The sequence below is a fragment of the Marinitoga hydrogenitolerans DSM 16785 genome (genome assembly GCF_900129175.1).
GTDB lineage: Bacteria > Thermotogota > Thermotogae > Petrotogales > Petrotogaceae > Marinitoga > Marinitoga hydrogenitolerans.
Genome location: NZ_FQUI01000053.1, coordinates 1 through 13,998, shown reverse-complemented (window position 1 = coordinate 13,998; position 13,998 = coordinate 1). Strand labels below are relative to the sequence as shown.

The window sequence follows — 13,998 nt, the reverse complement described above, 5'->3', positions numbered from 1 at the left end:
ATATATGTTTCATATTGAAATAAATTTAAATGTCTCCATGTCTTTTTGACTGTATCGTAGGCTCCATATCTCTTCCCGTTTATTTCAAATTTCGCTCCTCTTTTGAAATTTACATATATGTTTACTTTATTCCCATCTTGTTCTATTTTTTCTATTCTCCATGGTTCATTTATATTTAGTATTTTTTCAAAAAATCTTGGCAATTCATTTATCATTTTGGTCCTCCTCCTTTTTTCTTTCATTCCTATAATATCATATTTTTTCTTTTTTTACCCACTGTTTTTAGAAGAGAACCAGAAGAAATGTATTCTAAATATTATGAAGATTTCTTAAATAAAATAAAAACAACTTTTTTGCTTCCACATTATAAAAAAAATGATAAATATATATGTTTCTATTATACATTTAATGAAAATGGCGAAAAAAATTTTGAGGATAATATAGATTATTATGAATGGATAGATAATTTAATATCTATAAAAGAAGGAACAGCTTTGATAAATGGAAACAACAAAACAAATTTTGAAGGCACGCTTCATTCAGAAGAATTTATAAATGAGAAAATAGTAATAAATAATGAAATAAAAAATGTTTATTGGGTTGGATATTTAGAAATTTCCGAAAATAACGAAGTAGTTAATAATATAAAACAATACCTTCAAGAAAAACACGAAATATATATTGGTGGAAATATTACTTCAGGATATGGTAAAGTAGAAATAATAATATTTGAGAAGGTTGAAAGTAAAACACCTTTTGATGAAGATTTGAATAAAAATAAAAAAAATTATTGGTTTCCTATTTTATTATCAACAAATCAAAAAGAGAATAAAGAAAAATTTGAAATTATAGGAAATATATTAAATTATTATGGAAGACGTTTTGAAAAAGATAATTCCGGAGGTAAATATGGTTATGGCCAAAAACGAGGGGAACCAATAATATTTATCGAACCGGGTAATTATATAAAAAATTTAGACAATTATTTTATAAATCCTAATGGTTTTATTGTAATTGGAGATGAGAAGAAATGAATAATATAAGATTAAATTATAAAATATTAATAAAAACAGAATCACCTTTACACATAAATGATGGAGGAGTTCATATTGATATTATTGATAGTACAGTAATAAAAGATAGTGTTGGATATCCTATGATACCGGGTACAACATTGAAAGGTAGTATTAGAGATTTTTTTCATCAAAAATTTGATTTACCCAATAAAAAATATTTTGAATTAAAATTATTTGGTAATTTTAAAAAATTAGAAAAGCAAAATAAAGAATTAAATGCAAAAAAGGGGGATTTTTTATACGATTTTCTAAAAATGGGAAGTTTGAAATTCAATGATGCTAAATTATTATTTTTCCCTATAAATGTATATGGAGATATAGTATATATAACTTCACCACAAATATTAAAAAATATAAATATAAATTTTATTTTTTCAGAACAAAACGAAAATTTCAATATAGAGTGGATATTAAAAAATAAAAATTTTGATTTAATGTATATTGATAAATATAAAATTGAAGGAGAAATAAAAGATAACACAAAAAAATATTTAGAAACACTTAAAAAATATTTTGAAGGATCGAATATTATAGATATTAATTATAGCAATATTCTTGTTGTATCTGATTATTTAATGAAGTATTTAGTAGATAAAAATTATTATTATAGAACAGGTATTGTTGTTGATTATGAAACAGGTGTCGCAAAAGAAAATTTATTGTACAACTTACAACTTGTGCCAGAAGATACCATTTTTATAACAAATATAAATTATATATGGGACTATGGGGAATTACTGCAGTCATACAAAAATCTTATGAAAGACAAAATGGAAAAGATCCAAATGAGTGTTGTTCTGGAAAATTTATTTGAAGGTTATTCCAAATATATATTGTTAACAGGAATAGGGATGGGAACAACAAGAGGATTTGGAAGAATAAAATTTGAATATAAAGGTGGTGTTGAAAATGGAAATAATTGATATGGATATCACGATATATGGATATGCAAAACAAATAAAACAAATATATGATAATTTTAAGAGTGATTTTAAAAAACTATTTGGAGAAAATGAAAAGCTACCAAATAATGAATATGAAACAATGAATCAAAAATTATTGGAAATATTAGTGAATCAGGGTATTGTAGAAATGTTTGTGTTTTTTAGAGCAAAAATAAATAATATTGATGAAAGAAAAGAAAAGGATAAAATAAATAAAAATACATTGACAAAAATAGAACGAAAGTTATATGAATTTGTGTTTGAATTAATGATTAATGATGATGGACCTGAAAATTTTGAAGATAAAATAGAAGAAATACAAGAATTTATTTCTGAAGTAACTAAAAATATATACTTAAAAGATAACCTAAAAAAATTGCTCATATATCTTAGATATATGTTAAAGTAGGTGATTTGATGATTTTAAGAAAATATAAAACTGTAAAATATAAAGTAACTACATTAACGCCATTAAGAACAGGAAATGATGCAAAAAATATGGATAAAATTAGAGAATCTGGAATATTGGGGTCAATGAGGTGGAATGCAAGAAAATTATCGAAAATATTTAATGGTTTTATGGATAAAGATAAAGAAGATAGCATATTTGGCTCTACAACTAAAGCAAAAGATTTTATATTAAATATAGAATATGATAAAAGTATGGTAAAAGAAATAAATTTAAAAAAAGCCGAAATTAGGAATAATAAGCTTAATAAAAATGGAAAACCAATTTCAGCATGGTTTTTCAGGGAAGAATATATGGGAATATTTTATTTGAATTTTAAAATATTTTCAAATGATATAGAACCATTTTTTGATGAATTATTTTACTTTATTTCCAATTACTCAGCATTAGGAGCAATGATTTCTTTTGGTAGTGGTGTAGTAGATATTAAAAAAATAGAGATATATGAAGGAAAAGAAATAGAAAAGGATATAAGTTCTAAAAAGGCATATATTTTTAACAAAAACAACAATTATATATATAATGGTTATTATTATCGGGAAATAAAAATGAATAATTTAAATAGAATAAAAAATAAAATATCAAATACTGGAAATGAATATATACTAGGATTTCTTAGGGATAATGAAATTAAATTTTCAAAAATTCCACTTATTGTAAGGCATATATTAAGATATAAAACAGGTATTCCTAAAGGACGTGGAAATGATTTATTTGGAATTGTAAAAGGAAGTAATAAAAAAGGATCTAAATTAAATATTTCTCTTGATTATAATAATAAGTTTAGAATTTTTGGGTACATCGGTAATGATTACTATAAAGACATTAATAAAATTAATATAAAATTAAATGAGATTTTTGGTTAGGAAGTGAGGTATGAATATTATGAAATACACATCCAATCATGAAAAATTAAATATAAGTGAAAAATTAGATGAAAATAAAATTTTTATAAACGGTAATAATTTTAATTTTATAGCATCTAATGTAAAATCAGAAAAATATGAATTTTTAAGAGATGAATTAAAAAATTTTTTATTAAAGAAGAAGGAAATATTAAATGATAAAGTGGAAATAATAATGTTAGAGTATGAATTAACCAAGCCACTTATTTCTTCAGAACTAGTATATATCGATTTAAGATACTGGAAAAACGGAATAATAGATGATAATCGATTCCCAAGAGATAAATATACAGGACTATTTTATTATCCAGCATCTTCATTAAAAGGTATGCTACGAGATGCTGCAGAATATGATGAATTTTATAAAAGAATAGAAAATAAATATGTTGAAAGTAAAAATGAATATAAAGAGATTTATAATTACCTATTTGGTGAAATAAAAAATGATGATGATGGAAATGCTGGAAATTTAAGAGTTTATCCTATTTTTTTTAAACGAACAAAAATTGAACATTTTACTCCACTAGATGAGAATAGAACACCTAAATTACCACTTTCCGTAGAAGCAATACCAGAAAAAGAAAAATTTTATATATTTTTAGAAATATTGCTAAAAGATAAAAAATATGAATATAATGATATTATAAAAGAACTTATAGATTTTTTATTTACTGAAATAGGTATTGGATCTAAAAATAGGTTAGGATATGGTAGGGCAAAAAAAATAGGTGAAGTTAGTGATGCTTATAAAGGGAAATATGAAAATATAAATTTTAAATTAGGAATGGAAGATAAAAAATATGGATTAAAAGAAATAAAAGTAGAATTCATATCTCTTGACAATATACATATCTCCTCAGGAGAATATAAAATGGAGTATATAGATGATTTTGTTATAAAAGATAAACACGGAATTCCATTTATTCCCTCAACTTCGTTTAAAGGTGCATTAAGAAACGCTTTTGTAAATTTAGATTTTAAAAATATAAAAGAAATTTTTGGTAATGAGCACGATAATGATAACATTAAAAAGGGAACAGTTTATTTTAATGATTTAAAAATAAAATATTTTCCAGTCTCAATAACTGAATATGAAGTTTTTTATTATTTAAATAATAAAAAAAGAGATGAATATAGAGTGGAATTCAATTCTTCTATTAAAATAACTTCTAAAGTTATATACATAAAAAAATCGAATAAAAAAATAGATTTTAATGAAAATATAAAAATAAATGGAGTTACTATAAAAACTAAAAAAATAGATAAAGATAAATATTTAGTCTCTCCACAAGATTATTATTATCTTATAAATAATAATATGGTAATAAAACATTCTAACAAAATAGATAAGGATTCAGGAACAGCATCGGGGAAAGATGGAAATATATTTATCTATGAATTAATTCCAAGAGGAACAATATTTGAAACTAGCATAATTATAGATAATGGCAAATTAAATATCGAAGAGGCCGAAATAGAAGAACTATTCAAAAAAGCATTTTTATATTTATCAACAGCAGGAATAGGCGGAAAAAAATCGAGAGGTTCTGGTAGAATAGTTCCATTGAGATTTTATTATAATAGCAAAGGAGAATAAATATGTTTTATAGTGTAGTTGTTGAATTGAAGCCTCTAGAAACATCAATTATTCCAGAGTATCCAGGAAAAAAAATTCATGGTTTGTTTTATTCGTTGATAAATGCTTCCAATAAAAAATTATCAAAACTATTGCATGAAACAAAAATAAAAAAGGCTTTTACAGTATCAACTTTTTTAGGAAAAAGAGTTGATAAACCTATAATAATAGAAAAAAATAAAAAATATTATATTCGTATAACTATACTAGATGAAAGTTTATTTAACTTTTTTGCTCTTGCTTTATATCAGAAAAAGATGAAAAAAGAAAAAGTGAAAATAGGTGAAATAGAGTTTGAGATTTTGAGAATATTATATGATAAGAAACATAGTAAATGGGCAGATATTTTTATAGAAGATGAAATTTTTAATAGACAAGTTGAGGAATCAAAGGTAAAACTAAGATTTTATACTCCAACATTATTTAAAGTTGGAGACAAACATCTTAGATATCCAGATCCAGAAAAAATATTTTCCGGTTTATTAGAAAAATTCAATTTATACGGTACTCATAAAATAAATTCAGAAATAAAAAATAAATTTAATAAAATAAGTATAACATATAAAAAAATATATCAAAAAAAGGTTTACATAAGAAACTTTTATCTTGAGGGTTTTATTGGTGAAACTGAATTTAAAGTTCCTGAAGAAGAAAAAGAATTGATGAAAATAGTAAATATATTATCAGAATTTGCATTTTATGCTGGAATTGGATATAAAACAACAATGGGAATGGGACAAGCAAAAAGAATAGATAATAATTAAATAAGTAGTGCGAACATTCAAATAATCCCTATATATTCTGAACGCACAGAATGTATAGGGATTTATTGCAATTAAAATATAAACTATAAAATTATAAAAAAGATATGAAAAAAAGAGGTGAATAGAGAGTGGGACGAAAGAGAAATAAAACATCTATTATGAGAATTAATTGGTGATACTATGAATTATAAAAAATTAGCGTTAGAAGCAGAAGAAAATTTTGAATTTGAAAAAGCTTTGGAATATTTTGAAAAAGCAGAAGATGAACTATCTGTAAAAGATAGTTCGTTAGTAAAATATGGAGAATTACTTTTTGAATTTCAAAATTATAAAAAAGCAAAAGAAATATTTGAGAAAATAGTTAATACAAAACCAGAAAAAGAATATTTATTAAAATTAGCACAAATATATGAAGAAATAAATGAAATACAAAAAGCGTTAGAAATATATAAAAATTTAGGTATAAAAGAAAAAATACAAGAACTTCAAGATAAAACGAATTTGTTTTCCCCATCTTCAAATTTAATAAGAAAATTTATGGAATTATTTTCGGGAAGAGAAGATGTATTTTCAATTCAATTTGAAAATGGATACAGGCCAATAAGGCGACCATTAAATTATAAAGATGTAAAAGAACATTTAAAAGGTGAAAAAACAATTGGAATATATCAATTAAAGAAAGATAATTCAATAAAATTTGCAGCATACGATATAGATATTAAAAAATCTTATCTACATGGTGATAACAGATACATTTATGAAGAAAATAGTAAAAAAGTAGCAAAAAAACTTATTACCGAACTTGAACAGGAAAATATCTACAGTTATATAGAATATACAGGAAATAGAGGATATCACATTTGGATATTCTTTGATATACCAGTACTTAGTTATAAAGTAAAAATAATAATGGAAAAAATATTAGATAAAATAGAATTAGAAGAAGGAATAGATATAGAAATATTTCCAAAGCAAACAGAGTTAAATGGAGGACTGGGAAATTTAATAAAAATTCCTCTTGGAATTCATAGAAAAGCAGGAAAAAAATGCTTATTTGTAGATGAGAATTTTGAAATTATATCAAATCAAACAAAATTTTTGTTTTCAATAAAAGAGAATACTAAAGAGCAAATTGAAAGATTATTCAAAGATTTTACCGACGAAAATTATGAAGTATATGAAGAAACACTTACATATAAACGTCAAAATAATAAAATAAAAAAATCAAATAAAATAAAAAAAGAAATTAGAAAACAAATAATAAAACAAACATCAAGCGAATTTGATACAATCATTAATGGTTGTAGTATTTTAAAACAAATAATAAATAAAATAGAAAAAGAAGCATATATATCAGAAGAGGAAGAGAATATACTAATTAAATCAACTATAAATTTAAAAAATGGAAAAAGGGAAATTTTAAATATTCTTAAAAAAACTATAAATTTTAATCTAAAAAGATTTGAAATGATTGAAAAACAAAGCAAAGGAGTTCCAATAACCTGTGAAGAAATAAGAAAAATAATATTAAACAAAAATTTATCGATAGATTTAAAAAATTGCACGTGCAAATTCCCAGGTAATTACAACACACCTTATGCAATAATAACAGATGTAGAAGAAATATTTATTTATAAAATAGATATAAACGATATTGCAAAAAAAATAGTGGAAAAAAATTCTGAAAAATTTGAAATAGAAAAAGAAATAAGAAATCTTAAAAATATGATAGCAAAAAAAATGGGTGAAAAAAAAGAATTGCGAGTTGAAATAGGAACAATAAAACGAAATGGTGATGATATTGAAATTATATTATAGGTGATAAAATGGTAATTTATATAACGGAACAGGGCGCAGTACTTTCGAAAAAACAGGGGCGATTAATAATATCAAAAAACAAAAATATTATATCAGAAATACCATTAAATAAAATAGAAAAAGTAAATTTAATGGGAAATATTTCTTTGACAACACCTATAATAAACTATTTTTTAGATAAAAAAATAGAAGTAATTTTTATGACACAAACTGGAAAATATCGAGGAAAATTATATACAGATGAATATAGAAATGTGTTGTTAAGATTAGAACAATACAAACGTTCTCAAGATGAAGAATTTAAATTAAAAATATCAAAATCTATTGTAATTGGCAAATTAAAAAATTCATATGATTTTTTATTAAGCAGAAGCAAATACCTTCCAAAAGGTGGATTGAGTAAAGAATTAGCTGCAATAAGGAAAACAATTGAGAAAGTAGAAAAAGGAAAAAACATTGATGAAGTGAGAGGTTTTGAAGGAATTGGAACAAAATATTATTTTCAAGGATATAAAAAGTTAATAAAAAATAAAGATTTTAAATTTGAAAAAAGGACACTTCATCCTCCTCGAGACCCGATTAGCGCAATGTTATCATTTGGTTATTATTTTCTATATAACGAAGTAATGGCAGCGATAAATATAGTGGGATTGGACCCATATTTTGGAAATCTTCATACAATAGATATTTCAAAAAAATCATTATTATTTGATTTAGTTGAAGAATTTAGAAATATAATAATAGATAATTTCGTTTTAAATTTAGTAAATAGAAATGAAATAACAATAAAAGATTTCAAGAAAAAGGAAAAAGAAATAATTCATTTTACAGATAATGGATTAAAAAAATTTATCTCAAAATATGAAACTGTGCTTTCACAAAAAATGAAATATCATTTAGATAATGAAATAAATTATATAAGAACAATATTTCAAAAGCAAGCAAGACATTATGCGAGAGTTGTCCTTGGAGATGAAAAAGAATATATACCTTTTTACAGGGTGGGGATATAATGTTTTATGTTGTTAGTTATGATATTACAAATGATAAAAGGAGAAGAAAAGTAGTAAAATATCTTGAAAGTTATGGAATAAGAGTTCAATATAGTGTTTTTGAAACAGAATTAAATCAAGACCAATTAAAATCGTTAATAAAAGGGTTAAAAAAGCAGATAAACAAAAATGAAGATACTATAAGAATATACCCTATTTCAAAAGAAAGCAGAAAATATATAGTTACTATTGGCATTGATAAAGGCAAATTTTATGATAAAGACTTTTTGATAATATAAAAAATGGGGGGATGAAAATGTATTTAAATCTTTATGAAATTAAAATACCATACAGAGTAAAAAGACTATATTATTTTAACAAAGAAAATGATCCAAAAGAATTTGCTAGAAATTTAAGTAGAGTAAATAATATTAGATTCAACGATTCAAAAGATTTAGTATGGTTGGAGATTCCAGATATAGATTTTAAAATTACACCACAACAAGCAGAAAAATATAAAATAGAAAAAAACGAAATAATAGGAGAAAAGGAAGATTCAGATCTTTTCGTAAAAACAATATATAGGTATATAAAAAAGAAATTTATAGACAACAATTTTTATTATAAAAGAGGAAATAATTATATTTCAATAAATGACAAATTTCCGTTAGATAGCAATACTAATGTAAATGCACATTTGACCTATAAAATTAAACTCTATAAAATTAACGAAAGATATTATATATCAGTACTTCCTAAATTTACATTTCTTTCAGATAAACCAGCTTTAGAATCTCCAATTAAAAGCACCTACCTATTTAACATAAAATCCGGAAAAACTTTTCCATATATATCTGGATTAAATGGAGTATTAAAAATAGATCTCGGCGAAAATGGAATAAAAGAAGTTTTATTTCCTGAAAATTACTATTTTAATTTCACTTCGAAAGAAGCTGAGAAATTTGGTTTTTCAAAGGAAATTCACAATATATATAAAGAAAAAATATTTTCAGGATATAAAAAAATTAAACAGAGTTTGTATTTTTTAGAAGACATCATAAATATCAATAATTACAACTTAACCATGGACAAAAAAATATATGTAAATATTGAATATGAATTTAAAAAAGGTATATCAAGAAATATAAAAGATGTTTTTAAATACTCATTTTATAAAAACGATCAGAAAATCAAAATAGCATTCTTTTTTAGTTCTAAGAAACAAATATATGAAATTCAACGTTCGTTAAAAATGCTATTTCAAAATAAAAATTCAATCTTTTATCAAACAATATATGAAATGGGTTTTTCAAAAGTAATATTTTTAAGAGAACCGAAAACAAATAGTTCTGCTTTTATGTATAATCCTGAAACATTTGAAATAAGCAACAAAGATTTTTTTGAAAATTTAGAAGGAAATATAATGGCTATAATAATACTTGATAAATTTTTAGGAAATATTGATTCTCTTATACAAAAGTTTCCTGAAAATTTAATTTTACAACCAATTTTAAAAGAAAAATTAGAAAAAATACAGCCTTATATAATAAAAAGCTATGTATATAAAATGGGAAACTTTATACCGGAATGCCAGCCATATGTTATAAGAAACTTAAAAGATAAAAATAAAACACTTTATATTGGTATAGATTTAAGTCATGATAATTATTTAAAAAAAAGCAATTTAGCAATATCAGCAGTTAATAATTTTGGGGATATTATATATTTAAATAAATATAAAAATTTAGAATTAAATGAAAAAATGAATCTTGATATAGTTGAAAAAGAATATATCCAAATATTGAATGAATACTATGAAAGAAATAAAAATTATCCTGAAAATATTATAGTATTGAGAGATGGGAGATATTTGGAAGATATAGAAATAATAAAAAATATTTTGAATATTGAAAACATAAAATATTCATTGATAGAAGTTAATAAAAGTGTAAATATCAATTCATGTGAAGATTTAAAAGAGTGGATAATAAAACTTTCCGATAATAATTTTATTTATTACCCTAAAACATATTTCAATCAAAAAGGCGTAGAAATAAAAATAATAGAAAACAATACAGATTATAATAATGAAAAAATATTAGAACAAGTATATTCATTAACAAGAGTAGTCCATCCGACGCCATATGTTAATTATAGATTGCCCTATCCGCTTCAGGTAGTAAATAAAGTAGCCTTAACAGAATTAGAATGGAAATTGTATATTCCGTATATGAAGTAACTAAAATTTAACAAAAACACACTTGACATATGTTATCATATATGATAACATAAAAAGGAGGAAAATCAATTGTGGCTTTGGGAAAATTATACAGTATATTTTTATGACGAAAAAAATGGAAAAAATTATATAGAGAAATTCATTGAAGAGTTATCAAAATTAGATGCTGGAAAAATGGCTGAAATTATGAATGTATTTTTTGATAGAATAGAAAACGGAATAGGAATACCTTATGATTTTATAAAAAATAAAACAATAAAAGAGTTAAAGGGAAATAATAAAATATATGAATATAGAAATAGATCATCAAAATTAAAAAAGCAAATAAGAATATATTTTTGTGTTGATGATTTTCAGAAACATATAATTATATTGCATGCTGCATTTAAAGAAAATAAAAAAAGTCAGCAAAATGATATAAAAGTAGCGGAAAGAAGAAAAAAAGATTATTTCAAAAATTCTGGAGGGGAATAAAATGAAAAGTTACAAAGATCTAAAAAAAGAATTGTTAAAAAAAGAAGGAATAAAAGAAATATATTATAAGAAAGAAAAACTCTTTCATTTCTTAAACTCGATAATACAATTAAGAAAAGAAAAAGGATATTCATTAAGAGACCTTGCAGAAAAAACAGGAATTAAATACTCAAATCTTTCAAGAATAGAAAATGGAAAACAAAATATAAGTTTTGAAACTATGTGGAATTTAACAAGTGCATTAGGTGGTGAATTGTTTATAACAGCTAAAGGTAAAAATGTTATAGAGTTATCTGATGAAAGTGTTGAAAAATTAAAAAAATTATCTAAGGAAAAAGAAATAGATAAATATATAGAAAAAATTATTGATTTAATTTGTTCAAATCAAGAACAAATTGAGAAAGTAAAAAATAATTTTGAAGTAACGTTTGATGAAGCAATAAAATTACTTTTAAATTCTGGAGTTAATACATGGGATAATATTTTTGAAAAAGAATTTGAAAATGTGGGTGATGAAGAATGGAAAATAATGGAAAGCGAACTGCTATTGAGCTAAATAAAGAAGAATTTAAACTTTTTTTTGAATTAATAAAAAATATTAATTTAAAAGATATATTTTTATCAAAAGAAAAAATAGAAATACATGAGAAAAGAAATAATGGTTCTTCTACAATAAAAATTGAATTGAAAATCAAAACAGGAAATATAAATTTAGAAAAAAGAAAAGCTTACATTGAATATACTATAAAATTAAGAGAGAAAAATAAGATAATATATAAGCAAGAAACAGAATATATTATTACACTTAATATAAAAAATATAGATAAAGTATCTGAAATTATAAAAAATAAAAAAATTTATACATTTTTTATAGAAAAACAATTAAATAAAATTGTTTGGCCATTTTTAAGAGTTGATTTTCATAATAACTTAGGACGAGTTGGAATTAGACCGGTGACTTTACCATTATTAAAATAAAGTAATTATATTATTTATGGTTCTAAATTATAAAAATATCTGAAGATATCTATTTGAAAGTTTTTTAATGAATAAGAAGCCTTATTAATAAAAAAGTAAGATTTAAGAAAAAATAATTTAATAATATTACAACTTTTAAAAATAGCTTAAATAAAGATTTTGATATCAAAAAACGCACGGAAAACATTAATGAAACATTACAACGTCTAAAACAGGCTTGACAAAAGAAAAAGAGAAGAGTATAATTATATTGAAAAAGATTCCGGACCTATGTTAAAAAATGCAAAATCGCGCAAATGCGCATGAATAAAGGAAAGTTAAAAAACAGGTCCGGAGGTTGATTATAAGCGGTTTTTAGAAGATTTTTTACAAAAAGCAAAGAAAAAATTGAAAATAAAAATAGGTCCGGAAAAACGGCCTCCAAAAGCAGCTAATAATAACTATTCTAGAGACCAAGCCTCGGAAAGAAACTACTCTCTGAAAGAGATAGAAACGTAAATGTATCAGCATACATTCCTTCTTCGTTATCAAAGTACTCGGAAAGAAACTACTCTCTGAAAGAGATAGAAACTCCAAAGAAGCCATGAGTAAAATTTTAATTGCAACTTTCATATTATCATATACAACGGTATGATTTACACCATTTATATATTCAAAAAATTTTATGTGTGCATCTATGAAACTTTCCGTATTTTGTTTTTCATATAATATTGCATATCTGTAATTACTATATGAAAATGTAAATACTGCAACTTGAATTTTTTTTGTTTATTCCTTTAATTGCTATTTTTATTTCTCCCCAATCAAATTCAACAATTTCTCCAGGTTTGTATTTTTGTTTAATATATCCTTCATTTTTTCTCCTTAATAATTCTTTCCTAACAACGTTATACACTGTCCCATCTATGGATCTGTATAAATTTTTATTAGATATTTATTTTGAAAAATATGAGCAAAATTTATTTTTAAAAAAAATAGACATTGAAGAGGCAATAAAAATATTTTATTTTTTTTCTATTGAAATAATCAATAGGAAACGAAAGTATGGTAATTATTATTCTAAAGAAAATATTGAAATTTTATTAAATGAATTAGAAACAAGATTTAATTTAAAAAAATATGTAATTCGTAAATTTTTAGATAGGTTTAATGATTAAAGAAAATTTTTCAAATTAAATATTGGAAAAAAATAGCAATATTTAATTATGTACTAAGCGAATAATATAAACTCAATTAAATTCTATAAAACCATAGAGTAATTATGTTATAATAAAGATGAAAAACGAAAGTAGAGATGATTATGATGAAAAAATTACCAATAGGAATACAAGATTATAAAAAAATAATAGTGGAAAAGAAATATATTTAATAGGAGTAAATATTAATTCTGAAAAAAGAAATATTGAGGATTATATTGTTGAAAAGGTTTAAACAAAGCCAGATTTGGAGGTAAAGCGATGAGAAGATTTTGCACATCAGGACCTGTTGATAAAAAAACATGTTATTACGTAGAAAGACCAGATGTAATGAAAGAAGCGCTTGATCATATAGAAAATTGGAGATACTTTACAGTATCAGCACCAAGACAAACAGGAAAAACAACATTGCTAAATGATATTGTTGAAAGAATAAAGGACAAATATATAACATTATTTTTATCCTTTGAAGATTATAAAAATATAAAAACAGAAAAAGAATTTTTA

16 protein-coding genes and 1 pseudogene are annotated in these 13,998 nt (G+C 23.0%); 15 read left to right on the top strand and 2 right to left on the bottom strand.

The window, feature by feature from the left end; all coding sequences use genetic code 11:
- Positions 1 to 215, bottom strand: a pseudogene (locus BUA62_RS10440) (ISL3 family transposase); the annotation flags it as partial.
- An 87-nt stretch (positions 216 to 302) separates the two neighbouring features.
- On the opposite strand from BUA62_RS10440, the gene BUA62_RS10435 reads away from it, so the two are divergent.
- The 13 genes from BUA62_RS10435 (at position 303) to BUA62_RS10375 (ending at position 12,295) form a co-directional block, all read left to right on the top strand.
- Complete coding sequence (locus BUA62_RS10435) at positions 303 to 1,034, top strand: hypothetical protein (protein ID WP_072865995.1); 732 nt, start codon at positions 303 to 305, stop codon at positions 1,032 to 1,034.
- Positions 1,031 to 1,999, top strand: a complete 969-nt coding sequence (cmr4, locus tag BUA62_RS10430; protein ID WP_072865994.1) for a type III-B CRISPR module RAMP protein Cmr4 — start codon at positions 1,031 to 1,033, stop codon at positions 1,997 to 1,999. The genes BUA62_RS10435 and cmr4 overlap by 4 nt, the downstream gene beginning before the upstream one ends.
- Positions 1,986 to 2,429 (top strand): hypothetical protein, encoded by a 444-nt coding sequence (locus BUA62_RS10425; RefSeq protein ID WP_072865993.1) that lies wholly within the window; start codon positions 1,986 to 1,988, stop codon positions 2,427 to 2,429. The genes cmr4 and BUA62_RS10425 overlap by 14 nt, the downstream gene beginning before the upstream one ends.
- An 8-nt stretch (positions 2,430 to 2,437) precedes the next feature.
- Positions 2,438 to 3,355 (top strand): type III-B CRISPR module RAMP protein Cmr1, encoded by a 918-nt coding sequence (gene cmr1, locus BUA62_RS10420; RefSeq protein ID WP_072865992.1) that lies wholly within the window; start codon positions 2,438 to 2,440, stop codon positions 3,353 to 3,355.
- 10 nt (positions 3,356 to 3,365) lie between these two features.
- Positions 3,366 to 4,991 (top strand): RAMP superfamily CRISPR-associated protein, encoded by a 1,626-nt coding sequence (locus tag BUA62_RS10415; protein WP_072865991.1) that lies wholly within the window; start codon positions 3,366 to 3,368, stop codon positions 4,989 to 4,991.
- A gap of 2 nt (positions 4,992 to 4,993) precedes the next feature.
- Entirely contained in the window at positions 4,994 to 5,794 is an 801-nt protein-coding gene (cas6, locus tag BUA62_RS10410; protein WP_072865990.1) for a CRISPR-associated endoribonuclease Cas6, read from the top strand.
- 180 nt (positions 5,795 to 5,974) lie between these two features.
- Positions 5,975 to 7,612, top strand: a complete 1,638-nt coding sequence (locus BUA62_RS10405) for a CRISPR-associated primase-polymerase type A1 (protein ID WP_072865989.1) — start codon at positions 5,975 to 5,977, stop codon at positions 7,610 to 7,612.
- A gap of 8 nt (positions 7,613 to 7,620) precedes the next feature.
- Positions 7,621 to 8,625, top strand: coding sequence for a CRISPR-associated endonuclease Cas1 (cas1, locus tag BUA62_RS10400; RefSeq protein WP_072865988.1), 1,005 nt, complete (start codon positions 7,621 to 7,623; stop codon positions 8,623 to 8,625).
- A complete protein-coding gene (gene cas2, locus BUA62_RS10395; RefSeq protein ID WP_072865987.1) occupies positions 8,625 to 8,903 on the top strand; it encodes a CRISPR-associated endonuclease Cas2 in 279 nt (92 codons plus the stop codon). Before cas1 ends, cas2 begins: the two co-directional genes overlap by 1 nt.
- 17 nt (positions 8,904 to 8,920) lie before the next feature.
- On the top strand, positions 8,921 to 10,843 hold the full coding sequence (gene ago, locus BUA62_RS10390) for a protein argonaute (RefSeq protein WP_072865986.1): 1,923 nt from the start codon (positions 8,921 to 8,923) through the stop codon (positions 10,841 to 10,843).
- A gap of 69 nt (positions 10,844 to 10,912) precedes the next feature.
- A complete protein-coding gene (locus tag BUA62_RS10385) occupies positions 10,913 to 11,317 on the top strand; it encodes a type II toxin-antitoxin system RelE/ParE family toxin (RefSeq protein ID WP_072865985.1) in 405 nt (134 codons plus the stop codon).
- A gap of 1 nt (position 11,318) precedes the next feature.
- On the top strand, positions 11,319 to 11,873 hold the full coding sequence (locus BUA62_RS10380) for a helix-turn-helix domain-containing protein (RefSeq protein ID WP_072865984.1): 555 nt from the start codon (positions 11,319 to 11,321) through the stop codon (positions 11,871 to 11,873).
- A complete protein-coding gene (locus BUA62_RS10375) occupies positions 11,837 to 12,295 on the top strand; it encodes a hypothetical protein (RefSeq protein ID WP_072865983.1) in 459 nt (152 codons plus the stop codon). Before BUA62_RS10380 ends, BUA62_RS10375 begins: the two co-directional genes overlap by 37 nt.
- A 727-nt stretch (positions 12,296 to 13,022) precedes the next feature.
- Here BUA62_RS10375 and BUA62_RS11590 read toward each other — a convergent pair.
- Entirely contained in the window at positions 13,023 to 13,190 is a 168-nt protein-coding gene (locus BUA62_RS11590; protein WP_159429524.1) for a hypothetical protein, read from the bottom strand.
- A gap of 10 nt (positions 13,191 to 13,200) precedes the next feature.
- Between BUA62_RS11590 and BUA62_RS10370 the strand changes: the two genes are divergently transcribed.
- Both BUA62_RS10370 and BUA62_RS10365 read left to right on the top strand, forming a co-directional pair.
- Positions 13,201 to 13,452, top strand: a complete 252-nt coding sequence (locus BUA62_RS10370; protein ID WP_072865982.1) for a hypothetical protein — start codon at positions 13,201 to 13,203, stop codon at positions 13,450 to 13,452.
- 300 nt (positions 13,453 to 13,752) lie between these two features.
- Positions 13,753 to 13,998, top strand: a 246-nt coding sequence (locus BUA62_RS10365) for an AAA-like domain-containing protein (RefSeq protein ID WP_200782436.1), incomplete at its 3' end; no start/stop codon positions are given.

Excerpts from the sequence above, each read along its gene's own strand:
- cas1 (WP_072865988.1), top strand. The coding sequence starts at position 7,621 with ATGGTAATTTATATAACGGAACAGGGCGCAGTACTTTCGAAAAAACAG.
- BUA62_RS10375 (WP_072865983.1), top strand. The coding sequence starts at position 11,837 with ATGGAAAATAATGGAAAGCGAACTGCTATTGAGCTAAATAAAGAAGAA.
- BUA62_RS10380 (WP_072865984.1), top strand. The coding sequence starts at position 11,319 with ATGAAAAGTTACAAAGATCTAAAAAAAGAATTGTTAAAAAAAGAAGGA.
- BUA62_RS10370 (WP_072865982.1), top strand. The coding sequence starts at position 13,201 with ATGGATCTGTATAAATTTTTATTAGATATTTATTTTGAAAAATATGAG.
- BUA62_RS10425 (WP_072865993.1), top strand. The coding sequence starts at position 1,986 with ATGGAAATAATTGATATGGATATCACGATATATGGATATGCAAAACAA.
- cas6 (WP_072865990.1), top strand. The coding sequence starts at position 4,994 with ATGTTTTATAGTGTAGTTGTTGAATTGAAGCCTCTAGAAACATCAATT.
- BUA62_RS10435 (WP_072865995.1), top strand. The coding sequence starts at position 303 with ATGTATTCTAAATATTATGAAGATTTCTTAAATAAAATAAAAACAACT.
- BUA62_RS10415 (WP_072865991.1), top strand. The coding sequence starts at position 3,366 with ATGAATATTATGAAATACACATCCAATCATGAAAAATTAAATATAAGT.
- cmr1 (WP_072865992.1), top strand. The coding sequence starts at position 2,438 with ATGATTTTAAGAAAATATAAAACTGTAAAATATAAAGTAACTACATTA.
- cmr4 (WP_072865994.1), top strand. The coding sequence starts at position 1,031 with ATGAATAATATAAGATTAAATTATAAAATATTAATAAAAACAGAATCA.
- ago (WP_072865986.1), top strand. The coding sequence starts at position 8,921 with ATGTATTTAAATCTTTATGAAATTAAAATACCATACAGAGTAAAAAGA.
- BUA62_RS10405 (WP_072865989.1), top strand. The coding sequence starts at position 5,975 with ATGAATTATAAAAAATTAGCGTTAGAAGCAGAAGAAAATTTTGAATTT.
- cas2 (WP_072865987.1), top strand. The coding sequence starts at position 8,625 with ATGTTTTATGTTGTTAGTTATGATATTACAAATGATAAAAGGAGAAGA.